General features: G+C 63.4%; 21 protein-coding genes. 7 read left to right on the top strand and 14 right to left on the bottom strand.

Annotated features, from left to right (window positions below; translation table 11 throughout):
* Positions 1 to 508: 508 nt before the first annotated feature.
* Positions 509 to 1,627: an FAD-binding oxidoreductase gene (locus CK220_RS15915; RefSeq protein WP_095812431.1), complete on the bottom strand. Its 1,119-nt coding sequence runs from the start codon at positions 1,625 to 1,627 to the stop codon at positions 509 to 511.
* Between the two features lie 116 nt (positions 1,628 to 1,743).
* Between CK220_RS15915 and CK220_RS15910 the strand changes: the two genes are divergently transcribed.
* From CK220_RS15910 to CK220_RS15890, 5 genes are all read left to right on the top strand, one after another.
* Positions 1,744 to 2,649, top strand: a complete 906-nt coding sequence (locus CK220_RS15910; RefSeq protein ID WP_095812430.1) for a LysR family transcriptional regulator — start codon at positions 1,744 to 1,746, stop codon at positions 2,647 to 2,649.
* 88 nt (positions 2,650 to 2,737) lie between these two features.
* Positions 2,738 to 4,816 carry a hydantoinase/oxoprolinase family protein gene (locus tag CK220_RS15905; protein ID WP_095812429.1) on the top strand — a complete coding sequence of 693 codons (2,079 nt, stop codon included), beginning with the start codon at positions 2,738 to 2,740 and terminating at the stop codon, positions 4,814 to 4,816.
* 4 nt (positions 4,817 to 4,820) lie between these two features.
* Positions 4,821 to 6,806, top strand: coding sequence for a hydantoinase B/oxoprolinase family protein (locus tag CK220_RS15900; RefSeq protein ID WP_095812428.1), 1,986 nt, complete (start codon positions 4,821 to 4,823; stop codon positions 6,804 to 6,806).
* Entirely contained in the window at positions 6,803 to 7,105 is a 303-nt protein-coding gene (locus tag CK220_RS15895) for a (2Fe-2S)-binding protein (RefSeq protein WP_095812427.1), read from the top strand. Before CK220_RS15900 ends, CK220_RS15895 begins: the two co-directional genes overlap by 4 nt.
* The gene (locus tag CK220_RS15890) at positions 7,102 to 8,469 is read left to right on the top strand and encodes an FAD/NAD(P)-binding oxidoreductase (protein WP_095812426.1); all 1,368 of its coding nucleotides are present in this window, start codon (positions 7,102 to 7,104) and stop codon (positions 8,467 to 8,469) included. Before CK220_RS15895 ends, CK220_RS15890 begins: the two co-directional genes overlap by 4 nt.
* Before the next feature lie 52 nt (positions 8,470 to 8,521).
* Here CK220_RS15890 and CK220_RS15885 read toward each other — a convergent pair whose 3' ends face one another.
* Positions 8,522 to 9,847, bottom strand: a complete 1,326-nt coding sequence (locus CK220_RS15885; protein WP_095812425.1) for an FAD-binding oxidoreductase — start codon at positions 9,845 to 9,847, stop codon at positions 8,522 to 8,524.
* A 224-nt stretch (positions 9,848 to 10,071) separates the two neighbouring features.
* Between CK220_RS15885 and CK220_RS15880 the strand changes: the two genes are divergently transcribed.
* On the top strand, positions 10,072 to 10,548 hold the full coding sequence (locus tag CK220_RS15880) for an Lrp/AsnC family transcriptional regulator (protein ID WP_066989429.1): 477 nt from the start codon (positions 10,072 to 10,074) through the stop codon (positions 10,546 to 10,548).
* A 48-nt stretch (positions 10,549 to 10,596) separates the two neighbouring features.
* Here the strand turns inward: CK220_RS15880 and CK220_RS15875 are convergent, their stop codons facing one another.
* A complete protein-coding gene (locus tag CK220_RS15875) occupies positions 10,597 to 11,538 on the bottom strand; it encodes a LysR substrate-binding domain-containing protein (RefSeq protein ID WP_095812424.1) in 942 nt (313 codons plus the stop codon).
* 93 nt (positions 11,539 to 11,631) lie between these two features.
* Here CK220_RS15875 and CK220_RS15870 point away from each other — a divergent pair, with 93 nt between their 5' ends.
* Complete coding sequence (locus CK220_RS15870) at positions 11,632 to 13,686, top strand: NADH:flavin oxidoreductase (protein WP_245429229.1); 2,055 nt, start codon at positions 11,632 to 11,634, stop codon at positions 13,684 to 13,686.
* A 196-nt stretch (positions 13,687 to 13,882) separates the two neighbouring features.
* Here CK220_RS15870 and CK220_RS15865 read toward each other — a convergent pair whose 3' ends face one another.
* From CK220_RS15865 to CK220_RS15815, 11 genes are all read right to left on the bottom strand, one after another.
* A complete protein-coding gene (locus CK220_RS15865; RefSeq protein WP_095812422.1) occupies positions 13,883 to 15,211 on the bottom strand; it encodes an FAD-binding oxidoreductase in 1,329 nt (442 codons plus the stop codon).
* A gap of 29 nt (positions 15,212 to 15,240) precedes the next feature.
* Positions 15,241 to 15,594, bottom strand: a complete 354-nt coding sequence (locus CK220_RS15860; protein ID WP_095812421.1) for a cupin domain-containing protein — start codon at positions 15,592 to 15,594, stop codon at positions 15,241 to 15,243.
* An 11-nt stretch (positions 15,595 to 15,605) separates the two neighbouring features.
* Positions 15,606 to 16,298 (bottom strand): ABC transporter permease subunit, encoded by a 693-nt coding sequence (locus CK220_RS15855; protein WP_095812420.1) that lies wholly within the window; start codon positions 16,296 to 16,298, stop codon positions 15,606 to 15,608.
* A gap of 1 nt (position 16,299) precedes the next feature.
* A complete protein-coding gene (locus tag CK220_RS15850) occupies positions 16,300 to 17,013 on the bottom strand; it encodes an ABC transporter permease subunit (protein WP_095812454.1) in 714 nt (237 codons plus the stop codon).
* Between the two features lie 61 nt (positions 17,014 to 17,074).
* Positions 17,075 to 17,890, bottom strand: coding sequence for a transporter substrate-binding domain-containing protein (locus CK220_RS15845; RefSeq protein WP_095812419.1), 816 nt, complete (start codon positions 17,888 to 17,890; stop codon positions 17,075 to 17,077).
* Positions 17,891 to 17,930: 40 nt separating this feature from the next.
* Positions 17,931 to 18,707: an amino acid ABC transporter ATP-binding protein gene (locus CK220_RS15840; RefSeq protein ID WP_095812453.1), complete on the bottom strand. Its 777-nt coding sequence runs from the start codon at positions 18,705 to 18,707 to the stop codon at positions 17,931 to 17,933.
* A gap of 474 nt (positions 18,708 to 19,181) precedes the next feature.
* Complete coding sequence (locus CK220_RS15835; protein WP_095812418.1) at positions 19,182 to 19,661, bottom strand: Lrp/AsnC family transcriptional regulator; 480 nt, start codon at positions 19,659 to 19,661, stop codon at positions 19,182 to 19,184.
* 90 nt (positions 19,662 to 19,751) lie between these two features.
* Positions 19,752 to 21,407: an ABC transporter ATP-binding protein gene (locus CK220_RS15830; RefSeq protein ID WP_095812417.1), complete on the bottom strand. Its 1,656-nt coding sequence runs from the start codon at positions 21,405 to 21,407 to the stop codon at positions 19,752 to 19,754.
* Positions 21,404 to 22,255, bottom strand: a complete 852-nt coding sequence (locus CK220_RS15825) for an ABC transporter permease (RefSeq protein WP_066989179.1) — start codon at positions 22,253 to 22,255, stop codon at positions 21,404 to 21,406. The genes CK220_RS15830 and CK220_RS15825 overlap by 4 nt, the downstream gene beginning before the upstream one ends.
* The gene (locus CK220_RS15820) at positions 22,252 to 23,202 is read right to left on the bottom strand and encodes an ABC transporter permease (protein ID WP_095812416.1); all 951 of its coding nucleotides are present in this window, start codon (positions 23,200 to 23,202) and stop codon (positions 22,252 to 22,254) included. The genes CK220_RS15825 and CK220_RS15820 overlap by 4 nt, the downstream gene beginning before the upstream one ends.
* Positions 23,203 to 23,288: 86 nt before the next feature.
* Positions 23,289 to 24,899, bottom strand: coding sequence for an ABC transporter substrate-binding protein (locus CK220_RS15815; RefSeq protein ID WP_095812415.1), 1,611 nt, complete (start codon positions 24,897 to 24,899; stop codon positions 23,289 to 23,291).

Here is a 24,899-nt window from a genome sequence, read left to right as displayed (position 1 = left end):
CCTTCGATCCGCAGGGGCGGTCGGCCGGCAATGTCGCCGCCATCGACCAGGTCGACGCCAAGTACAACGTCCGCTGATTGAGACGAGGTCGGTGCAGCCCACGCCGAATGCTATGGCATTTGCGAGGCCGGAAGCTGCAGTCTGCAGTCGGCCCCATCCTAAGTGGGGAGGTCGCGGATTCTTCATCCGGTATGGTGGCTGAGGATGTTGGAAACACAGGGGACAGGTCTGGCGAGAGGCGTCGCAAATCTGGTTGTCAAGCTGATCGAGAACGACGGCACGTCGTATAATTGTCCCTTCCCGCCCAACCGGCATTCTCCATCTCGGATCGGCTGAGTCCGGTCTGCGCTCACGCGCTCCAATCCACGGCCGCGGAAAGCTGGGGGCGAACTCCAGTCTGAGCCATCCGAAAGCTCTCTGCTCACCCAATGCCCGTCATTCGGACAGATGGAAGCTCCCTTCTTCCGCGTCAAAGGAAGCCGGGCGCCCGGGTGATCGACTCGCTTCGTCAAGCCGCGCGATTGAAGCGATTTATCCTAAAATCGTCGAGGGGCGTTTCGCAGTCGCCAGTCGTGATGAGCTCGGCCATGGCATCGCCGACACCCGGACCGAGCTGGAAACCGTGCCCGCTGAAGCCGAAGGCGTGGAACAGGCCCGGCGTTGTCGCCGAGCCTCCCATGACCGGGAGCATGTCCCGCACATAGCCTTCGCAGCCCGACCAGGTGCGGATGACCGCGACCTGCGCGATCGCCGGCAGCAGCCGCGCGACGGCGCGCAATTGCGCCGGCAGGCGCGATGGGTCGGCGGCCGCATGGCCTGGATCGAGGTCGACCGATACCCTTTCGGCCGCGCCGCCGAAGACGATGTTGCCACGCTCGACCTGACGCAGATAGGCGCCATAATCCTTGTCCCGCGTCCAGATGCCGACCACCGGCAGGATCCGATGCGGCAGTGGCTCGGTTACGCCCATTTGCGGGCCGCGGGCATCGAGCGGCACCTCTTCGCCGAACAGCGCGGCGATGCGCGCGCCCCAGGCGCCGGCGGTGTTGAGCAGGCATTCGGCGGCGAAAGCGCCTTTTGAACTGGTGACAAGGAAACCGGAGTCGGTCCGCTCGATCTTTTCGACCCGAGCTTCCTCGATGATTCCGGCGCCCAGCTTGCGGGCGGCCTCGGCGAAGGCCGGCGCGATCAGCCGCGGATTGCCGCTGCCGTCATGCGGAGAGAACGACGCCGCCATCGCGTCGGGACCGAGGCCGGGAAAACGCGCGCGGATCTCGCGCGGGTTGAGCTCCTGCAGCTCGAGTCCCCAGGGCCGCGCCGCCTCGGCATAGCTGCGCATGTCGGCGAGACCGCCTTCATCGAAGATCAGCCGGATGTGACCGGTGGCGCGGAATTCGACATCGCGGCCTAGCATTTTTTTGGCCTCGCCCCACAGCCGGAGCGAGCGGTGGGCCAGCGGAAGCTGCGACAGATGACGCCCCGTGCGCCTGATGTTGCCGAAGGAGGCGACGGTAGCCCCGCTGCCGATCCGGCTGCGCTCGATCAGAGTCACGCGGGCGCCGCGCCTGGCGAGGAAATAGGCCGAAGCCGTCCCCATCAGGCCGCCGCCCAGCACGATCACATCCATAGTCATTCCCTAGCGCAGAGCGGCTGATCCTTAGATGCATCCATCTTGTCGACGCCGCGGCAATGCGTCAAAGATGGCTTTGGATAAAAGCCATAAGTTTTACCTATGGAGTAGGAATGCGGGCCCGGCAGCTCGAAGTGTTCATCGCCGTCATGCGCGCGGGCACCGTGACCGCCGCGGCGCGGATGCTGAACATCTCCCAGCCCGCGCTCAGCCAGATACTGCTCCACACCGAGGACGAACTCGGCTTCACGCTGTTCGAGCGGATCAAGGGCAGGCTGCGGCCGACGCCTGAGGCGCTCGAGATCTTTCCCGATGCCGAGAGGCTGTCGGCGGGGCTCGACGGCCTGCGCCGCAAGACCACCGATCTGCGTCTCGGTCGTACCGGGCTGGTGCGGGTCGCTGCCTCGCCGCCGCCGGCCATGGCGATATTGCCGCGCGCCTTCACCGCATTTCGGGCGCAGCATCCCGACATGCTGCTGCGTTCCCATAGCGCGCCGATCGCCGCGATCGTCGAGATGCTGCGCGCCGGCGATGCCAGTCTCGGCGTAGCCATGGACGATCGCCTGCCTCCCGATATCGAGGCCGAGGTGATCGGGAGTGTCGGCTTCGCCTGCCTGCTGCCGCGCGGACACGCGCTGCAGAAGAAGCCCGAGCTGACGCTCGCTGATCTCGTCGGAGAGGAACTGATATCCTATCGCGGCAACACGCGTCCCGCCGACGAACTGGCCCACGCGGCCCGCGCGCAAGGCGTGGCGCTTTCGCCGTCGCTGGAGATCGACATTTCGATCTCCGCGGTTGGCTTCGTCCAGGCCGGTCTGGGCATCGCCCTCGTCGACGCGCTGCTGCCATGGCACCAGTTTTCCGGCCTCGCCGTCAGGCCGCTGGCGGGCGGCCCGGAATTCCCGATCGCGCTGCTCACGTCGCGCGTACGAGCCATTTCGAGGGCCGACGAAATGATGCGCGATGAAATCCGTGCGGCCTGCTCCGCCGTTCTCGGCGAGCCTAGCGTCAAGGTATAAGCAGGACTTATATTCTTGCCCATCATCCATCTTGGACCGTGACTGTCCGCTCGTGCGAGTTTTTCGAGCAGACAGAAAGGGATGCATCATGGAGGGAGCCATTACGGCCAATGAGGCGCGGAAGGACGCCGACTGGAAGGTCGGCGTCGACATCGGCGGGACATTCATCGACTTCTGCGCGCTCGAAGCAAGCTCCGGACGCGTCGCTTCGCTGAAGGTGCTGACGACGCCGGAAGATCCGGGTGCCGAGCTGATGACGGGGCTCACCTTGCTGGCCGAACGCGAAGGCTTCGACCCGACCCATATGACGCGCTTCGTGCATGGCACGACCGTCGGCATCAACACAATCATCCAGCGCAAGGGCGCGCCGCTGGCCCTGTTCACCAATGCCGGCTTCGAGGACGTGATCGAGCTCGCGCGGCTTCGCATGCCGGACATGTATTCGCTGTTCTGCGCGCGGCCGGATCCGCTGATCTCGCGCGACATGGTGTTCGGCATTCCGGCCCGCATGCGCGCCGATGGCAATGAATCCCAGGCGCCCGACATGGCGGCGGTGGAGAGCGCGGTCGCGGCGGCTAAAGCGAACGGGGCGCAGGGGATCGTCGTGTCCTTCCTTCATTCCTGGCGCAACGCCGCGCAGGAAACCTCGGTAAAGGCGGCGATCGCGCGCCTGGCGCCCGACCTCTTCGTCTTCACCTCCGCCGAGGTGTGGCCGGTCATCCGCGAATACGAGCGCAGCTCGACCGCCATTCTCAACGGCTATGTCCATCCGCGCGTCTCTGGCTATCTGACCGCGCTGGAAGAGCGGCTGAAGGATCGCGGAGTGCCGGCCCGGCCGATGCTGACGAAGTCGAACGGCGGACTGATGAACGCCGCCGAAGGCAAGCGCGCCTGCGTGAATATGCTGCTGTCGGGAACGGCTTCCGGCGTCATCGGCGCCTCGTGGCTGGCGCGTCAGGCAGGCGAAGACAAGGTTCTTACCCTCGATATCGGCGGAACCTCGGCCGATTTCGCGCTCATCATAAACGGGGAGCCGCAGTTCGGCACCGGCGAGCTGATCGGCGAATTTCCGCTCCATATCCCTTCCGTGTCGGTGAGCTCGATCGGCGTCGGCGGCGGCTCGATCGCCAGCGTCGACGCGCAAGGGGTGCTGCGGGTCGGGCCGGAATCGGCCGGTTCGACGCCGGGACCTGCATGCTATGGCCGCGGCGGCGAGCAGGCGACGGTGACCGACGCCATGGTAGTGTGCGGATGGCTCGGCCATAGCGAGATGGCCTATGGCCAGCTCAGCATCGACACCGGACTGGCGCATCGCGCGGTCGGCGAGCTTGCCGCCCGGCTCGGCCGCCCGGTCGAGCAGACCGCGCAGGCGATCCTCGACATCGCGGTTTCGGAAATGTTCGTCGAGGTCGAGAAGCTCGCCTCGCGCGGCGGCGTCGACCTGCGCGATTTCACGCTGATGCCATTCGGCGGCGGCGGTCCGATGCTTGGCGCCTTCCTGGCCCGCGAGCTCGGCATCAAGCGCGTCATGGCGCCCCGCCGCCCCGGCGTGGTATCGGCGCTGGGTGGGCTGGTGGCGGACCTGCGCGGCGACTTCATCCGCACCATCTTCGCGCCGCTATCGGCCGCCTCGCTCCCCGCGATCCGCGAAGCCTTCGAGGCGCTTGCGCAAGAAGGTCGCGACTGGCTTGCGGCGCAGGGGCACGATGCGGCCGCCCAACTCACACTCTCCTGCGACATGCGCTACTTCGGGCAGAGCTATGAGATCGAGGTTGTCCTTTCGCCCCAATGGCTGGCGGACGGCGACGCGGCCGCGATCGAGCAGGCATTCCACCGCACCCATGAGCAGCTCTACGACTTCCACGATCCGGAGGGCGCGATCGAGCTTGTGAATATTCGGCTGTCCGCGATAGGCGCAGGGCCGGCGCTCTCCTTCCCCGAGATCGAGGAGATCGACGTCCCGACCGCTCCGGCGCGCCGGGTGCCGGTCTACACCGGTCTGATCGTCGAGACCGTCGACCTCCACGACCGGCAGACCCTGGTGCCGGGCAGCACGTTCCGCGGACCCGCCGTGGTAGTGCAGGAAGATACCACCTTCGCCATCCCCGCCGGAACGCAGGCGCGGGTCGATTGCCACCTCAATCTCGTTCTGACTTTCGCGGAGTGACGCCTTGTTCGACCGCACAAATCTTCAGGTTCTGGCAAACCATGCCCGCGCGGCGGCCGAGAACATGGCCCACACGCTGCACCGCACCGCGCACTCTGCCTTCGTCAAAGAGACGCAGGATTTTACCGTGATGCTGATGGACCGCTCGGGCGCGACCTTCGCCGTCCCGATGGAGCTCGGCGCCACCTGGTATCCCGGGCTTTCGTATCACCGCGCGATCGCCATGGTGAACGACTATCGGCCGGGAGACGTCGCCTTCACCAACGATCCCTATTCCGGCCACGTCGCCACGCACGCGCCCGATACGCACCTGTGGAAGCCGGTCTTTGTCGACGGCGAGATCGTCGCCTGGACGGGAGGGCACATCCACAACACCGACATGGGTGGCGCGGTGCCGGCTTCGCTCAGCCGCGCGCTCACCGAAATCCATCAGGAAGGCATCCGTTTTCCGCCGATGAAGCTGGTGAGGGAAGGCGCCTTCGACGAGACGATCCTCAGGATCATGAGCACCAATGTGCGCAAGCCCGATCTCAACATCGGCGACATCAAGGCGCTGGTCGGCGCGCTCAACACCGGCGAGCGCAAGATCCAGGCGATGGTGAAGAAGTTCGGCAAGGCCGGCTTCGTCGAAGGCGTTGCAGCTCTTCTCGACCATGCCGAAGCGCAGGCGCGCGACGTGCTGCGTTCCATGCCCGACGGAAGCTGGGAGTTCGCTGACTACGCCGACGAGGATTCGGTCGAGGCCAACCCGTGCCGGCTCAAGCTGACGCTTACGATCAAAGGCGACGAGGCGGTGCTAGACTTCACCGGCTCCGATCCGCAGCTCGGGTCGTCGCTCAATGTGCCTTCGGGCGGCGACCCGCGCCACACGATGCTACTCGTCGGCGTCTACTACGTGCTCTACACGCTCAACCCGAAGATCCTGCTCAACACGGGCCTCACCCGGCCGTTCACCTGCGTCACGCCGCAAGGTTCGGTGCTGAACCCCATCCATCCCGCCGCCGTCGGCATGCGCTCGCTCACCTGCGCCCGGTTGCGCTCGGTCATCTTCGGCGCCTTCTCGCAAGCGCTGCCCGGACGCCTGCCGGCGGCGCCGGCCGGCAACAACTGCATCGTCAACGTCATGACTATCGATGAGCGCACCAGCCGGAGCGTCATCGCGGCGGTGAACCCCGTGGTGGGCGGTGGTGGCGCGATGCCGCATCGCGACGGCACCAACGGTTCGGGCGCCGATGCCGCCTATCTCAAGAACACGCCGATCGAGATCACCGAGACCGAGACGCCGGTCGAGTTCGTGAAATATGGGCTTGCCAAGGACAGCGGCGGCGCGGGCCGTTGGCGCGGCGGGCTGGCGACCGAAATGGCCTTCCGTGTCTTTGCCCCCGACTCCCGGATCACGGCGCGCAATCGCGACCGCAGCTTTTTCCGCCCCTGGGGCGTGCTGGGCGGCAAGGCGGCCGGCCTGTCGGACATGGTCGTCAATCCGGGCACCGACCGCGAGCGGCGGCTGGGCAACATCGACACGGTGGTGCTGCAGCCTGGCGACGTGCTGGAGATCCGCTCCGCCGGAGGCGGCGGACGCGGCGATCCGTTTCAGCGGGAGCCCTGGCGGGTGGGGCAGGATGTGCGGCGCGGCTATCTCTCGCAGGCAGCGGCCGAGCGCGACTATGGCGTCGTTCTCCGCGACGGCGCGGTCGACCAGCAGGCGACGGAGCAATTGCGTGCGCGGCATAGCGCGTCCGCCTGCCATTTCCATTTCGGTCCCGAGCGCGATGGCTACGAGGCACAGTGGACACCGGCCGCCTATGGCCGGCTTCACGCCGTGCTGGACGCCTTGCCGATCCACTGGCGGTTCTTTGCCAAGACCGAGATCTTCCGCCGCATGAAAGGTCGCGCCGGGCCGGAAGGCGTGCAAGCAGCTTTCGATGCGGTCTGCGAACGCTTCCCCGAACTGCCTCGTCCGAGACCGGTGCAAGAGGCCGCCGAATGATCACGGCCGGCCGCATCGTCCGGCTGGCCGAGCGCGATCGGGAGGAGGTGCAGTTCCTTCTCGACGGTGAGACGCGCAATGCGCTGGACGGCGACACCGTGCTGACCGCAATGCTGGCTTCAGGACATGCGCTGCGGAGTTCCGAGTTCGGTCCCGAGCCGCGCGCAGGTTTCTGCCTGATGGGAGCCTGTCAGGACTGCTGGGTGTGGCAAGAAGCGGGACCGCGCCTGCGTGCGTGCACAACTCTCGTCGTCGAAGGCATGCGGCTGCGTACGACGCCGCCGGAGAACTGGCCGTGAGCGAGCCGTCATCGCCGCGCATCGTGATCGTAGGTGCGGGCCCCGCCGGCATAAGGGCCGCGGCGACGCTGGTCGAGGCGGGGCTCCATCCGGTGGTGATCGATGAAGGGCACCGCGCGGGTGGGCAGATCTATCGCCGCCCGCCTGCCGGGTTCGTCCGAACTCCGGAGCAGCTGTACGGGTCTGAGGCGGATAAGGCGCGCGCACTGCATTTGCTCTTCGACCGGATGGCCGAAGAAGCGCGGCTCACCTATTGCGCGCGCAGCTCCGTCATCGCCGTGCATGAGGGGCGGCTGCACGTGCTGGGGGAGGGCGGCGCGGAGGTGATCTTCTACGACCGCCTGATCCTCGCCACCGGCGCAGCAGACCGCGTCGCCCCGATCCCCGGCTGGCAGAACGCCGGCGTCTACAGCCTTGGCGCGGCGCAGATCGCGCTCAAGGCGCAGGGCGTCGCGCTCGGACGGCGCATCGTCCTGATCGGGTCGGGCCCCTTGCTGACGCTGGTCGGCGCTCAGCTCCTCAAGGCCGGAGCGGATGTGGCGGCGGTGCTCGACACCTCCTCCTGGCGCCAGCAGATGCGTGGGTTCTGGGGACTTGCCGCCCGTCCAATCGTGGCGTTGCGCGGGCTGGTGCTGCGGGCGAGGCTTGGCCGCCGCTACCACGCGGGCGTGACGCTTGAGCGCATTGAGGCCGATGCCTCGGGTGTCGCAGCGCTGCGCTGGCGCGACGCCGGCGGCGGGGAGCGGCACACTCCATGCGACATGGTCGGCATGGGCTGGCACCTGCGCGCGGAGACGCATCTGGCAGACCTAGCGGGCTGCGCCTTCACCTATGACGAGCAGTTGCGGCAATGGCTGCCGAAGGCCGACCGGATGGGACGGGCCGGCAATGGAATCTACCTGGCCGGTGATGGGACCCGTCTCCTCGGGGCGGACGGCGCGGAGATCGCTGGACGCCTTGCCGCGGCGGCGTGCCTTGCCGATCTTGGACGCCCGGTGCCCTCCGTCGGCGCCGACCTGCGCAGGCTCGCCCTGCTCGACCGCTTTGCCCGTGGTCTGGCCCAGGCCTTTCCCTGGCCGGGCGCGTTGGTGAGGGCGCTTCCCGACGATACGATCGTCTGCCGCTGCGAGAACGTCACTGCCGGGGCCGTGCGCCAGGGCACGACTCTCGGCGGCGGCGAGGCCAACAGGGTGAAATCGCTCTCGCGCGTCGGCATGGGGCGCTGCCAGGGGCGTTATTGCCAGTTGGCTGCCGCTGAACTCATCGCGGCCCAAGCCGGCTGTAGGCCCGAGGATGTGGGCCGATTTCGCGGGCAGGCCCCCGTTCGGCCGGCGCCGATCGGTGCCTTGCTTCGGGAGAGCTGATGCAATCCGGAGGGTTTACCTGCCAAGCAATGTCGGAATGTCGGGCTTGAAACTAGAAGTCCGCGACCTTGCCCCAGGCCGAAGCATCGAAGCGCCGCGGGTCGTAGGATTTCGGATCGACGATCGGCTCCAACCCGGTGACAAGATCGGCGACGAGGTGCCCGGCACCGGGTCCGATGCCGAAACCATGACCCGAAAATCCGGCAGCCAGGAAGAAGCCTGGAACGGCGTCTATCTCGCCGATGGCGGGCACGCCGTCCGGCGTGCTGTCGATGTAGCCCGCCCAGGCTGCGCTGATCTTCGTCTGGCGCAGCGCAGGCAGCAGTTCGAGCGCGCGGGCATGGGTCAGGCGGATGGTCGCCTGATCCGGGACCGGATCGAGGATGCGCATCCGCTCCATCGGCGTCGGCCGGTCGAGCCGCCAGCGTTGCAGCGTTTCGTGGCCTGAGCGCACCCCCTGCAAGCCGCCGGGCGCGAGGCTGCGCCAGCGCTTCAGGAACATGGGGACGAACTGCGAAGCGAAGCGCAGCTGCTGCGGCGTCACGTCGACGCGCCCGCGCCCGCTTATGGCGAGCGTGTAGCCGCCGTCACCGCGCCGCGTCGCCGAGATTTTTGCCGTGTGCAGCGCATCCGGCAGGCCCTCCGCGCCGGGCGAGACGGACAGGATGGAGGAGCGGATCGACGCCTGCGGAAAGCGGAAACCGAACTGACGGCAAAAGGAGGACGCCCAGGCACCACCGGCCAAAACCGCCGCTTTCGTCCGGATCGCGCCGCTTTCGGTGACCACGCCGCTCAGGCGTCCGCCCTCGGTCTCGATGCCGCGCGCGGCGCAATTCTGATGCACCGTGCCGCCAAGCTGGAGGATGGCGCGGGCGACCGCTGGCGCGGCCTGCGACGGATCGGCGGTGCCGTCGGTCGGCGAGAAGACGCCGCCTTTCCAGGTCCGGCCGGTGGCGTGGGCCCGCTCGCTGGCCTCGGCGCTGTCGAGCATGTGCGTGGTGACGCCGGCCGTTTTGGCGAAGTCACGCCAGCGCGCCCAGCCCGCCAGCTCCGCCTCGTCATTGCTGAGATAGAGCAGGCCGCAGCGGCGAAAGCCGGTGTCCTGGCCGCTTTCGGCCGCAAAGCGCTCCCACAGGTCGAGGCTTCGGGTCGCCATCGGCAGCTCGCGGGCGTCGCGGTTCTGCTGGCGGCACCATCCCCAGTTCCTGCTGGATTGCTCGGCGCCGATGCGTCCTTTTTCGACAAGCGCGACCTTCAAGCCGCGCCTAGCCAGGTAGTAGGCCGCGAAGACACCGACGATGCCGGCGCCGATCACCACCGCATCCGCGGATTGCGGCAGTTCGCCGGATGTCTCGATCTGTTGCAACGGCGCGCGCATGGTCCTCTCTCTGCCTTGAGGCTCGAATCTAGCGCGTTGCGCAGGCAGCCGCTGCCGCAGTTATGCTTCAAGCAGAATTTTATTCCGTAGCGCGCGATGAAATCGAGAGTCCCTGCGTGTCAGAGCGGGCCCATCGGATGGACAGGCCTGCGGGCTGTGGTAGTGTCAGCGGCTAGAGAAGTGGCAGCATTTTGTGCTGTGGGTTGCGTTCTTCGGAGATGGACGTGAAACTGGATAGGATCGACATCAAGATTCTGCATGAATTGCAGAAGAACGGCCGCATCACCAACGTGGAATTGGCCGAACTGGTGCACCTGTCGCCGAGCCCGTGCCTGATGCGGGTCAAGAAGCTCCAGTCGGAAGGTTATATCGAAGGCTATTCCGCGCAGGTGAACATCGGCAAGCTCGGCCAGACACTGACCGTGTTCACCGAAATCACCCTGAAGAACCACCGCCAGGTGGACTTCGCCCGCTTTCTCGCCGTCGTCGAGAAGATCGATCAGGTCATTGAATGCCATCTCGTGTCGGGCGGTTACGACTATCTGATGAAGTTCGTGACGGCCGGCATTGGCGAGTACCAGACGATCATGGAGCGGCTGACCGATATGGATATCGGCATCGACAAATATTTCAGCTTCGTCGTGCTGAAGTCGCCGATCGTCAAATCGCACATGCCGCTGCCCAGCCTGTTTCCGATGTAGTCAGCGGGTAGCTGTGCCGTGCGCTGCAGTTCTCTGTTGCGGTCCGGGCTACAGGACCCCTGGCTGCAATAGTGCGTGCAACGCTTTCAACTCGGCTTGCATCTCGGCGACCATCCAGGCGCGGATATCGGAGACGATCGGCCGCACCGGCCGTGAGCGAGGTGCAATCAATTCATGGATCCGTCCAGTGTTGATCTGCCTGTCCGAGGCCGGAACGAGCGTTGCCTGAAGCAACGCCCTTGAAACATTGCTGAGCCAGCCGAGCGCCACGCCTTCCCCGTTCATCGCGGCCTGAAGCACGACCGCATAGTCCGAGAATTCGAGCCACTTTGCCCTGCTGGTCTTGCGGTGGGCTACGCTGCCCCAGGCGTCCAGCCACTGCTCCTTGGCGTCGGTGAGTTGAAGCAGGGTATGACCCTCGCCGTCCGAGTCATGGTTCAGCCGGCCGTGGTTCGACAGGTAGGATGGACTGCACACCGGAACGATGACTTCCGGCGAGAACGCCCAGTGGTGATAGTGCGTATCGTCGTCGGCCAGGATTCTGGTGGCAAGATCGACATTCTCGGCAGGTCCTCGCAGGACGCCGGCGATCAGTTCGAACCTCAGGTCCACATCGGGAAATCGCGTGTTGAACGCCCCTAACCTCGGAACGAACCAGTACGTAGCGAGAGAGCTCGAGAGCGAAAGGGTAACCACCGGCTTTGCGGCGCTTGTCCGCTTGATTGTGCCGATCACCTCCTCGATGCCGTCAAATCCCTCCCGTACAGCCGAATAGAGGGCGCGCCCCTCCGGGGTCGGGGACAACCCCGTTGGACCCCGGGTGAAGAGAGCGACGCCGAGATCCGCCTCCAGCTGAGCGATGCTGCGGCTGATGGATGGTTGGGTGACATTGAACTCGCGGGCGGCGGCCGTAAAACTGCCCGAGCGGGCGGCAGCCTCGAAGACCAGCAGCCCGCGTGCGGATGGAACGAGTTTAGCAAAACCAGCCATACGCCAAGCGTATAACCACCCCAACAATTTTCAAGCTTTCTGCAGCCCTGCAAATCGCGAACTATAACCGTCATGAATGGTGCGGAGCGGCACGTGACTGCAGGGGCATTCCAAGCGGGGAGCACATCCGGCGATCCTCTGCTTCAGCCGTTTCGGCTCAAAGGTCTGACGCTGCGCAATCGCGTCGTCAGCACCAGTCACGCCTCGATGCTGGACGAGGGCGGCCTGCCGCTCGAGCGCTATCAGCGCTACCACGAAGAAAAAGCGCGCGGCGGCCTGGCGATGACCATGGTCGGCGGCTCGGCGATGACGTCGCCCGATTCGAGCTGGGGCGGCGGTCAGCTGGATCTTTCCAGAGACCGCATCATCCCTCATCTCCAATCGCTGTCGCAGCGTATCCATCGCCACGGCGCGGCGGTCATGTGTCAGGTCTCGCATCTTGGCCGGCGCGCCACCGCCTATGCCGGTAACTGGCTGCCGCCGGTCGCGCCGTCACGCGTCCGAGAGACGCGAAACCGGAATTTCCCGAAGGAAATGGACGCCGCGGACATCGACAGGATCGTCAAGGATTATGCAGGTGCCGCCAGGCGCTGCGTTGACGGCGACCTTGACGGGATCGAGACCGTCACCGGCGGCCATCTGATTGGCCAATTCCTGTCGCGCAGAACCAACAGACGCACGGACGCATTTGGCGGCCCGCTGGAAAACCGCGCGCGGTTCGGCCTGATGGTGCACGAGGCGATTCGCCGCGCGGTGGGCGACAACTTCGCCGTCGGCATCCGCTTCGTGATCGACGAGGCAGCCGACGACGGATCGGATTTCGAGGAATGCCTTGCCTTCGCCCGGCTGTTCGAGCGGGAAGGCCATATCGATTTCTTCAACTGCATCTTCGGCCGCATGGACACCGACTTGTCGCTGGCCGAGCAGAATATGCCCGGCATGTTTACCAAGAGCGCGCCATTTCTGCCGCTGGTTGGGCAGTTCAAGCGAGAAACCAGGCTGCCCGTCATCCACGCCGCAGCCATCAGGGACGTAGCCACGGCGCGGCACGCGATCCGCGAGAACCTTGTCGACTTGGTCGGCATGACTCGGGCGCATATTGCCGATCCCCATATCGTCAACAAGGTGATGCGGGGAGAAGAAGAACGCATCCGCCCATGCGTCGGCGCGTCCTACTGCCTCTACAAGAAGGTCCATTGCATTCACAACCCCGCCAGCGGCCACGAAACGATCCTCAGCCACATCATTGACCGGGCCGAAACGCCGAGACGGGTGGTCGTGGTCGGCGGTGGTCCGGGCGGGATGGAGGCGGCAAGGGTCGCCGCCGAGCGCGGGCACAAGGTGACCCTGCTTGAAGCCGGCGCGCGGCTTGGCGGTCAGGTGCTTGTCGCCGCCTCCGCCTATGACCGCAAGGATCTGATCGGCATAGTGAACTGGCGCATCGACGAGCTCGCCCGCCTTGGCGTGGAAGTCCGTCTCAACACCTATGCGGACGCAGATGTAATTCTTGGCGAGAAACCGGACGCAATCATCGTCGCCACCGGCGGCATCCCGGACATGGAATGGCTGGATGGCGCCGAACATTGCGACAGCGTCTGGGACGTCTTGACGGGGGTCGTGCCGACGAAAGACGATGTGCTCATCTACGATGAGACCGGACGCCAGGCCGCCATATCCTGCGCCCTGCATCTTGCCCGCCTGGGCCTTGTGGTCAGCCTGGCCATGGCGGACGACACCGTGGCCTTCGAGACACCCTATCCGGACCGGGTTAGTTTTCGCAAACTTGCGTCCGAACTCGGCATTCGGGTCGTCGGCGATCTGCGGCTCATCAAGGCAGCGCGCCAAGGCAACGGCATTGCCGCCCGGTTCCGGCATGAGCTCACCGGTGCAGAAACGGAAATGACCGCGGCCCAACTCATTGTCGAGCGCGGCACGGCACCCATGCAAGACATCTATCTGGAATTGCGCGCCCGCTCCGCCAATAACGGCGTCACCGACATCGCGCTCATGACGGGAGAGGCGACAATAGGGGAGGATAGGCCCCAAGCTCCAGGATCGTTCGTCCTGCACCGCATTGGAGACGCGGTCGCCAGCAGGGACATCTACTCGTCGATCTATGAGGCCTACCGGCTCTGCTCACAATTGTAGGCGGGCGAAAACTACATGCCTTTCCTGGAATTCCTCTGGCGATGATCGTACTGGCTGACGAGTTCAGGGTTGCGGATAAGGCCGTCGCGAAGTCCAAGTCATAGCGCAATGCATGTCGGGCAGAAGGTCCCGTTGCGAATCTATCATGATCGCGGAGTATCCTTGACCCCATGCGCGCTACCATTGAAAAAGATCATCATCGTTTCTCGCTTTTATTCTTGCGGCGCATTGCGCGCTTGTCCCTCCTCTCGTAGAGCGAATAGACGAATGGGATAAACCAAGGCTTGCCGCGGTAGAACGGTACTGCCTTCGGCGGCGGATCGAAGTCGAAGTCCGACCGGGCCTTCTCTGTCTGGCCAAGAAGTTTGAAGGCAGCCTTCTTGCCCAGCCAGCGCGCCCAAACCACGCCGGATCCGCAGAACCCGGTGGCATAGACCGTATCCCCAACCGTAAACATCCGCGGAATCATGTCACGGTTCATTGCGACTTGGCCGAACCAGCTATGCGTCAGGCCAATACCTGCCAGTTCGGGAAATATGCGTCCGAGTTCGGAGCGCAGGTGCGTGGTTGGAGAAAGCGGATCCCCTTCCGTCGTGCCGTCGCGCCCGCCAAATAGAATACGCAAGCCGTCTGGCGATGGACGGTAGTAGTAACTGAGCTGCCTTGTGTCGCCATACATCATGCGCTTCGGCATCAGGCGCTCCATGACGCCGTTGCCCAGAGGCTCGGTGGCGACGATACGGCTCCGCACCGGCACGAGACGACGGCGAAGCCAGGGATCGAAGTCGTCAGTATAGGCATTGGTGCACACCAGCACCTTCTTGGCGAAGACCTCGCCGCGCGACGTGGCGACACGCACGCCGCCGGCTTCGGCGACCATCCCCAGCACCGCCGTATTCTCGTGAATGACGGCATCGGTCGCCCGGGCGACCCGCAATATGCCCGAAAGCAGTTTGGCGGGGTGCAGCCCACCGATATCCATGCGTACGAAGCCACCAGCATAGAAGTCCGTTCCGATATAACGCGGCACCTCGGCGCGCGCGACTGAGAACGCCTTGATGCCCAGAAATCGATGCAACAACTCGGCGTGGCGACTCAATTCGTCGCATTCGCGTTCGTTTATGGCCCCGTCGAAGAGGCCCGAAAGGAAAAAGTCACACTCCACCTTCTCCGCTTCAAGAAAGGCCACAAGATCCTCTCGCGCAGCCTTCCCCTCTAGCAGGATGCCATTGGCGCGAGCTTCCCCAAACCTACGAATCAATTGTTTGCGGCTTGGCCTTATGCTGCCGCTCGCCATGCCGCCGTTTCGGCTGGATGCGGCTTGCCCTATCGATTGCCGGTCGAAAAGCTGAACGCTGCGGCCGGCCCTCGCGAGCTCGATGGCAGCCGACAGGCCCGCATAGCCACCACCGACGATGGCGACGTCGCATCTGGGGATCACCGGCCACACCGGCAGAGCAGAAAACGCGCAGTCGTCCCACCAGTACGGCGTGGACTTAAAGGGACGCGCGGAGATGGTATCCATGGCGTGCATCTCTGGTTCAATCCACTCGCTCAATCGCGCGAGACCCAGAGCTTCCGGGTGGGCTCGATCACCCGCCAGACCCCCGTGAATCCTAGGTGCATGACGAAGGCATCGCCCGCTGCGATTCGGCGCGGCTCGAACCCATCCTCGATGAGTTCCGAAACCCCCGAAAGGATGTAGCAAAATTCGAAGGTCCCGCCTTTGATGGAGCGATAAGCGCCAGGCGTGACCTCCCATACGCCAGCCTGTACTTGGCCATCAGCGGATTGCGCGATATCCCAAGTTAGAAAACGGGGATCGCCATCCACGCGCCGCTCCGGCAGCGGTTCGCCTCTCCTGGGTTCGGGGAGATTGTTCTGATCAAAAAAGGTAAGCTTGGACATAGGGGACCCTTTCAGCGTGCGGAATGCCGCTCGAAAGACAGACGCCTTTCGATGGCATGCAGGGCAGTCAGACAGACGACGTTGATTGCAAGATAGAAGGCAGCGGTGACGACGAAGATTTCCATGATGGCGAATGTCTCGCTCATCAACCGTTTCGCGTAGCCGGTGATTTCAAGGACCGTTATGGTGGAGGCAAGGCTCGATTCCTTGACGATAACGGCAACTTCGGTGCTGTAGGAAGGCAAGGCCTGACGCAGCGCCAGGGGAAACTTGATACGGTGGAAGACCACCCATGGGGACATGCCGCAGGCTTCCGCCGCCTCGATCAGCCCGCGCGGCAGCGAGAGGAGGGCAGTACGGAAGATCTCCGCCGTATAGGCACCGGTGTTGAGAATGACGGCAAGAATGGCAGCGTGCAAACTGTCGCCGATCAGCCACCACAAAACCGCGTTGTGGCGTACGAAACCTATCTGCGCGAGGCCGTAGTAGATCACAAAGATCTGTACGAGCATCGGTGTGCCCCTGAAGACGGCGCAGTAGAAATCGGCGCATTTGCGAACCGGACCGGTCTGGGAAATGCGGGCCGTTGCCAGCAGAATGCCGAACGGCAATCCCAGACCGACGCCGAAAGCTGCAATCAGCATGGTCGTCTTCGCGCCGACGAGGAGAAATGGAACCGCATATGCGACGATGCTGAAATCCATTCTAACCTCTACTGAAGCCGCGATTGAAATGTTTTTCGGCGCGGTTGAACAGAACTTGGCTCACCGCGGTCATGGCGAAAAACATCGCGGCTGCCAGGCAATAGAATAGAAGCGGCGAGCGCGTGATTCCTGCGGCGACTGCTGCCGCACGCATCAATTCCTGCATGCCGACGACGGATACGAGCGAGGTATCCTTGATCGTCATCTGCCATACGTTGTTGATCCCACCCAGAGCCAGCCTGAGGGCGAGCGGCAGGGTCACGCGAGAGAAGGTCACGCGCGGCGACAACGAAAGCGATCGAGCCGCCTCCAGGAGGCCAATGGGAACCGCCTGCAGCGCGCCTCGTATGACTTCTATCGAGTACGCGCATGAGATGGCGGCGATCGCTATAATGCCGATAAGGAATGGATAGGCGTTCTCGGCGCTATCCGCGTAGCCGAATGCCGAGGCAATTCTCTGCACCCAGTCGACGGAGCCGAAGAACAGGAGATAAATGACCAATAGCCCCGGAACGCCGCGGATGACGATGCTGTAGGCATCGACAAGCTGTGACAGAATAGGGACCTGACGCCAACGAAGGATGGCAAGCGGTATCGCCGCCGCCAATCCTACAACCACGCCAAGAAAGCCGATCAGAAGCGTGATACCGGCGCCGCGCAGCAGCGCAAGGAGCCAGCCCTTCTCGACCATCAGCACCCAGATACCGTGCAACATGAAATACATTCCATCAGACCGTCGCGGGATTGCCGCGACGGCCTGTTTGCCTATCGGATGATTACTTGCACTGGATAGTGTAGTCGTCCTTGAACCAGTTTTCCGATGCCGCCTTTACCTTACTGTTGTTGATCATGTTACAGAGCGCGCTGTCCAGCTTCGCCTTGAGTTCGGCGTTTCCCTTGCGCAGGCCGACACCCATGCCATAACCCAGCGCTTCGTGATCATCCGCTCCGGTGACCTTGACGTCGATGCGGGCAAAGTTGGCTCCTTCTGGCGAACTGAGGAAGTCGACCCACGTCGGGGAATCGCCAAAGGCAGCGTCGAGCCGGCCTGCCGCAAGATCGGAATTCTGCTGGGTCGTGGCGTCGTAGGTCTTCAGGTCCGCGGTCGGAATATGTTTCTTGATGAACTGCGCGTAGGTGGTGCCGTTCACCACACCTACGGTTTTGCCGGCCAACGCCTTCTCGATTTCCGCAAGACTCTTCAGCCCGACGAACGGAGAATCCTTCGAAACCACGAAATACTGGGGTGTGGTTGCGTAGGGGATGGAGTAGTCTATCTTCTTCATTCTCTCGTCGGTGATGCCGAGACCCGAGATGATGACATCAAAGCGATCGCTGTCCATCGACGGAACCAAGGAACTGAACGTCTGGACCACGAATTTGCATTTGACTTTGAGCTCGGCGCAAATGCCGTTGGCGATATCGGCGTCGAACCCGGTAACGTTGCCGTTGGCGTCGGCCATGCTGAACTGCGGCGCATCGCCTTCGGTGCCCACGCGCAAGACACCATCCTCGGCTGATGCGGCGCCTATTGCCGCCGCCATCATGAGGCCGGATGCGCAGAATGAGCGAAGTGCGTTCTTTGTGAGCATGCTGAGTTACCCCTCTTTGCTTTCTGTTTGATGGCCGCCGTCAGGCGGCGGTTGAAATGACGCTGGATAGGAACCGCTTCACCGCTTCGGATGCGGGATTTCGAAACAATTCTTCCGGCCCGGCATCCTGCTCAACGACACCCTTGTGCAGGAATATCATTCGGTTCGACACCTCTCGTGCGAACCTCATTTCATGCGTGACGAGGAGAATGGTCGCCCCTTCGTCGGCAAGCGTTCTGATGACCTTCAAGACCTCACCGACCAACTCGGGATCAAGCGCGGAGGTTGGTTCATCAAAAAGCATCAGTTTAGGCTGCATCGCCAAAACGCGCGCGATTGCCACACGCTGCTGCTGCCCGCCCGAAAGCTGGCTTGGATACCGGTGGCCAAAGTCGGCCATGCCCACCTTGGATAACGCCGAAAGCGCTGTTTCATCCGCCTCCCGCTTGCCCTTCCGCAGTACGTAGATCAGCGCCTCGGTTACGTTCTCAAGCACGGTTCGATGCGGCCACAGGTTGAAGCTCTGAAACACCATTCCGATGCGGCGACGGAAAACTCTGATATTGGTCGCGTTGACGATTTTCGTTTCGTGGCTTTCGTTCTGCGACGCGGAAATCGCATCGCCCATCACCTCGATCTCACCCGAACTCGGGGTCTCCAGAAAATTGATGCATCGTAGCGCGGTGCTCTTTCCCGAGCCGGAAGAGCCGACCAGCGAAACAACCTCGCCCTGCCGCATCTGGAAGCTCAGCCCGTTCAGAACGCGGGCCGCGCCGAACGCCTTGCGAAGTTCGTGAACTTTCAGAACGGGAGCCATGCCGAAGCACCTCCTGTCCGTGCCGGCGGTGAAGGGATGTAGAACCGATCGACGATCCATTTCGGCGACATCTTCGCTGGTCGTCATTCTCGGATCCCTAAAGGGGCCAAATCGCAGAAACAGACGAATTTCAGTTCAACGAAATCCGGCGACGGATGATGTCGCGACCCCTCCCGTTCAAGGCCGACTGCTTCCAGCTGCATTCCACCCTCAAAGATTACAAAACGTGACCTCAGCTTATGTCCGTCGGGGCACGCAATTCCGTCTTATTCCATCGAATTTCCGCAGAATTCCTGCCAATTCTAGGTTTGTAAGAGGAAACGCTCCGGACGCGTCAGACTCTGACCGCGGTCGGGTAAATCAGTTCTTCGCATCGGCGCTCACTCGCACCCATTCTCTCGGCACGTTCTTGCAGAGGTTCAGATCACGGGCTGCCTGCGTCGCGTCACGCCGCTGACAGGCCGAGACGCAATATCAATCAAGAAAATGCTCGACATCGATTGGCATGGAAAACCCAACCTTCACTCGATCCATGACAACCATTGTCTTGAACCCCTTGATGTCGTGATTCTCATAGAAAAATCTCCGAGTAAAAGCTTCATAATCTTCCATGCTGCGGGATGTAACAATGAGAACGAAATCTGATTCTCCCGTAACGTAGTAGCCGTTCATCACTTCCGGAGTCTGGCGGATCGAGTGTTTGAAGCGGTCGACGATATCAGCCCGTTCGCGCTCGAGAGAAACCAGCACGAGCATCGCAATAGGCCGGCCGACCGTCGTGGGTTTCACGATCGAAACGTCAGCTTCGATTGCTCCCCCTTCCCGAAGTCTTTTGAGGCGACGCTGGACCGCCGTTGCCGACAGGCCGACCATTTGGCCAAGCTCTTCCGTTCCGTGGCGATTGTTGGTCTGCAGAATATTAAGCAAGCGAGAATCCAGTCGATCAAGCTTCATTCTGTCTGCCTGGGCGTTGATCTGGTGACACTATCGTGGCTGAAAAACTTGCCGTGACCCTTCAGTCTTCCGGCCTGCTTCCGATCTAGTTTAGCGGTGGCCGTACTGGCGGACGAGCTCGGGGTCGCGGACGAGGCCGTCGAGCCAGGTCGGGTCGAGCTTCGGCACCGAGGAGAACAGAAGCTTCGAATAGGGGTGCGTCGGCGCCTTCACCTTGTCGGGCGTGATCTGCTCCACGCGCTCACCATTGTACATGACCATGATCTCGTCGCAGATGGCCTCGACGACGGAGAGGTCGTGGCTGATGAAGATGTAGGAGAGCTCCAGCTCGCGCTGCAGCTCCTTGAGCAGCTCGATCACGGCGGACGCCACGACGGTGTCGAGCGCTGAGGTGATTTCGTCGCAGATGATGAGCTTCGGGTCGGCCGCCAGCGCGCGCGCGAAGTTCACGCGCTGCTTCTGGCCGCCCGAGAGTTCCGAGGGATGACGGTAGCGCAGCGACCGCGGCAGGCGCACCATGTCGAGCAGTTCGTCGACGCGCTTCGAGCGCGCCTGCCTGTCCAGCCCATGATAGAAGGCTAGCGGGCGGGAGATGATATCCTCCACCGGCTTGGCCGGATTGAGCGCGGTATCTGCATACTGGAACACGATCTGCATCTCGCGCAGCTGGTCGCGAGTGCGTTTCCGGGCGGCGCGCTCCAGTGCCTTGCCGTCGAAGACGATCTCGCCGGTTGCCGCCGGATGAATGCCGGCGATGGCGCGCGCCAGCGTCGATTTTCCGCAACCGGACTCGCCGATCACGCCGAGATTGCGTCCCTTCTCCACGACCAGGCTGACGGAATCGACCGCGCGGATAACCGGCTGCCCGTCACGTTTCACCGGGCCGTATCCGGCTACCAGATTGTCGATACGAAGCAGCGACTTTGGTCTGGAGTCTTCATCCGCCCGTATTTGCCTCGACTTCGGCTCGAAGGCGGCTAGCAATTCCCGTGTATAGGGATGCTGGGCAGCCGAAAGGATTTCAGCCGTCGTGCCTGTCTCCTGCACCTCGCCGCCCTTCAGCACCACGATGCGATCTGCGATCTGGGCGACGACCGCGAGGTCGTGGGAAACATAGACACCTGCTATGCCGCCCGCCTTCATGACCGACTTGAATGCTTTGAGCACGTCGATCTGGGTCGTCACGTCGAGTGCCGTCGTCGGCTCGTCGAAGATGACCAGTTTGGGATCGCCGATCAGCGCCATGGCCGCTGCCAGCCGCTGCAATTGCCCGCCTGAAACCTGGTGCGGATAACGGGCGCCGATACCCTCCGGATCAGGCAGCGACAAGGCCCGGAACAGCTCGACCGCACGCTTTCGCGCCTGCTCGGGGGGCATCAGGCCGTGGATACGCGTGACCTCGATCACCTGCTCCATGATCGTCGATGAGGGGTTGAAGGCGGCGGCGGCGCTTTGCGGAACATAGGCGATGTCGGTGCCGCGCAACCTGGCGCGTTCCCTCTCGGTAAGCGCAGCCATGTTCTTGCCGTCCACATTGATCTCGCCGCCGGTGATGCGGCAGCCGGGCCGCGCATGGCCCATGAGCGAGAGCGCCACCGTCGTCTTGCCCGAGCCGCTCTCGCCGATCAGGGCGACGATCTCGCCATCGGCGATGTCGAGGCTGACGCCCTTGATGATTTCGACGAGGCGTCCGGCGTCTGTCGTCGCCTCGATCCTCAGGTTCCTGACCTCGACGAGATTGGTCATGCGTCCCGGTCCCTGATCTTCTGCGGCAGGTTGTCGATTAAGAGGTTGACGCTGATGGTCAGGCTGGCGATCGCCAGCGAGGGCACGATGACGGCCGGGGCCGCGAAGGGCAGGCCGCCGATGTTCTCGCGCACCAGCGCGCCCCAGTCGGCCAAAGGCGGCTGCAGGCCAAGCCCGAGGAAGGACAGGCCGGAGAGCAAAAGCACGATGAAGACGAAGCGCAGGCCGAAGTCGGCAAGCACCGGCCGAATGATGTTGGGCAGGATCTCGGAGCCGATGAGATAGATAGTGCTCTCGCCGCGCACGCGGGCGACGGTCATGAAATCCATGGTGTTGATGTTGACGGCAAGCGCCCGCGCGAAGCGGTAGGCGCCCGGGATGTAGATGACGGCGAGCGTCAGGATCAGCACCGGGATCGATGAGCCAACCGCAGCGACGACAACGAGGCCGAACAGCTTGCTGGGGATGGAGTTCATGGCGTCGAGGAAGCGGCTGAGGCAGGTATCGAACCAGCCACCGGTGACGGCCGCAATCATCCCCAGCACGACCCCCGAAAAGCAGGCGATGGAAACGGCGGCAAGCGATATGCCGACGGTGTAGCGTGCACCCATCAGAACCCTGGAGAGCATGTCGCGGCCCAGATAGTCCGAGCCGAGCCACAGCCCCTGGCGCATCGGGCCGAAATAGTCGTCGTCGACGATGTCGCCGATCGGATGGGGAATGATGTAGGGCGCGAAGATCGCGACCAGTGTCCACGCCAGAATGACCAGCGAGGCCACGACGCCCACGAGGTTGTAGCTGTGGCCCAGGAAGGACCGTCGGGAGGATGCCGCGCGCGCCACTGTCATCTGAGCCTCGGGTTTGACATGATGGCGACGATGTCGGCGGCCGTGATGAGCAGGAGATAGCCGAGGCAGAAGATCATCGCGCAGCTCTGGATCAGCGGCAGGTCGCGGGTCGCGACCGCATCGACCATCAGCTTGGCGATGCCGGGATAGTTGAAGATCGTCTCGACGATGATGACGCCGCCGACAAGATAGGACAGCGAGAGCGCGACCGCGTTGACGATCGGTCCAAGCGCGTTGGGAAGGGCGTGCTTGAGCACCATGCGGCTGCGCGAGGCGCCTTTGAGAAGCGCCATCTCGACATAAGGCGTCGAGAGCGTTTCGATCACCGCGGCGCGGGTCATGCGGATCATCTGGGCGGAGATGACGAAAGTGAGGGTGATCACCGGCATCGAATAGATGCGCACGAGGTCGGCAAGCGAGTGCGCCTCGTTGACCGAAGACAACGCCGGCAGCCATTTCAGATAGACGGCAAAGAGCAGGACAGCGAGGGTCGCGACCATGAATTCCGGCACCGAGATCACGCCGATCGAAAGCACGGTGACGGTGCGGTCATAGACGGAACCGCGCAACATCGCGGCGGTAATGCCGAGCGTCAGCGCCAGCGGCACCGAGATCAGCGTAGTGATGCCGGCGAGCTTCATGGTGTTGACGAAACGCCCGCCGATCAGGGCCGCGACCGGCATTTCGTTGGCGTAGGAGGTGCCGAGATCGCCGTGGAGCAGACCGACAAGCCAACGCAGGAAGCGCAGGATCGCCGGATCGTTGAGATGCATGGCCTCGCGCAGGCCGGCGACCGCCTCGGGCGTCGCCGCCTGGCCAAGCAGGATCGACGCCGTGTCGCCGGGCAGCATGCTGGTGGCGAAAAACACGGCGAACAGGACGATCAGAAGGGTGACGATCGCGACCGCCAGCCGCTTCAGCACGAGGTTTAGAACCCCAGACTTCATGGAAGCTCCCTGCGGTTGCGTTCGGCCAAACAATCTTGCGCAATGCAGTGCAGGGGACCGGCTGACCGGTCCCCTGCAGGCGCCTCTTAGGCTTCGAGCCAGAGGTACTCCGCCATTGCGTAGCCCATCATGCCACCGAGCGGGTTCGCCTCCAAACCCTTCACCTTGCTGGAGAGGGCATCGACGTTGGAGATGTAGGCCGGGATGATGGTGCCTGCTTCCTCGGAGATCATGGTCTGCATCTGGCCGTAGATCTCCTTGCGCTTGGCCTGGTCTAGCAGGCCGCGCGCCTCGACGAGCAGCTTGTCGAACTTCTCGGACTTGTACTGGCTTTCGTTCCAGGGCGCGTTGGAGGCGTAAAGCAGCGAGAACAGGATGTCCGGCGTCGGGCGCGGATTGATGTTGCCGAAATGGACAGGCGCCTTGAGCCAGTAGTTGTCCCAGTAGCCGTCGGACGGGACCCGCTGAACGTCGAGCTTCATGCCGATGTCGGCGCCGGCGGCCTGGATGATGACCGCCATGTCGATCGACGAGGTCGCGGCGTCCGAGGCGACCACCGGAATGGACTGGCCGAGCAGGCCCGCCTTGTTGAAGTGGAACTTTGCCTTGTCCGGGTCGAACGCCTTCGGCTTGAGGTCCGCGTTGTGGAAGATGTTCGCCGGCGAGACGGGCTGGTCGTTGCCGATTTCGCCGAGGCCGCGCAATGCCGATTTGACGATCTGCTCGCGGTTGACGAGGTACTTCATGCCGGTCACGAAATCGGCCTTGCTGCCCGGATCCATGTCGAGCCGGATGTTGAGGTCCGTATAGTTGCCCGAGGTCGTCTTCGACAGTTCGAAGCCTTGCTGGCTCTGCAGCAGCTTCATCGCGCGCGGATTGATCGCGGCAGCAAAATTGATATCGCCGGAAAGCAGCGCGTTGACGCGGGCGCTGTCGTCGCTGATGGCGATGAATTCGAAGGAGTCGAGATAGGGCTTGCCCGACTTCCAGTAGTTCTTGTTCTTGGTGACGACCGAACGGACGCCGGGTTCGAACGTCTGCAGCACGAAGGCGCCTGTGCCGTTGCCCTTGGAGAAGTCGGTGGTGCCGTCCGCCACGATCATGAAATGGTGCAGCGCTAGGATGGTCGGGAGGTCGGCATTCGGGTCGGCGAGCGTGATTTCGACGGTCGACTTGTCGACCGCCTTGAAGCCGGTCATCTGCGCGGCGATCTTGGCGACCTTGGAGCCGACCGACTTGTCGAGATGGCGCTTCAGCGAGAAGACGACGTCGTCGGCCGTGAGGTCCTTACCGTCGTGGAAGGTGACGCCCTTGCGCAGCTTCACCGTCCAGGTCTTTGCGTCCTTGCTGTCGAAGCTTTCGGCCAGCTCCATCTGCGTCTTGCCATCCTTGTCGAGGAAGGTCAGACGGTTATAGAGCGAGCAGCACCGGACATAGTCGGTGGAGAGCGATGCCTTTGCCGGATCGAGCGTATCGGCGGTCGAGGACGACCAGCCGGCCGCCTTGAAATGTCCGCCGGAGACCGGCGTGGCGGCGACGGCCTGCGTGGCACGGCCAAGCCCAACGCCGCCCGCGGCAACCGCGGCGCCGCCGGCCAGCAGCATCTTGAGGAGTTCGCGGCGGCTCGCGCCTCGCCTGATGGCGTTTTCGACCATCGCATCGTCGGCTCCGGTGCAGTTCGTGATCTTGTCGGTCAT

The sequence above is a fragment of the Mesorhizobium sp. WSM3860 genome (genome assembly GCF_002294995.1).
Taxonomy (GTDB): domain Bacteria; phylum Pseudomonadota; class Alphaproteobacteria; order Rhizobiales; family Rhizobiaceae; genus Mesorhizobium.
This window is presented reverse-complemented; position numbering and strand designations above follow the sequence as displayed.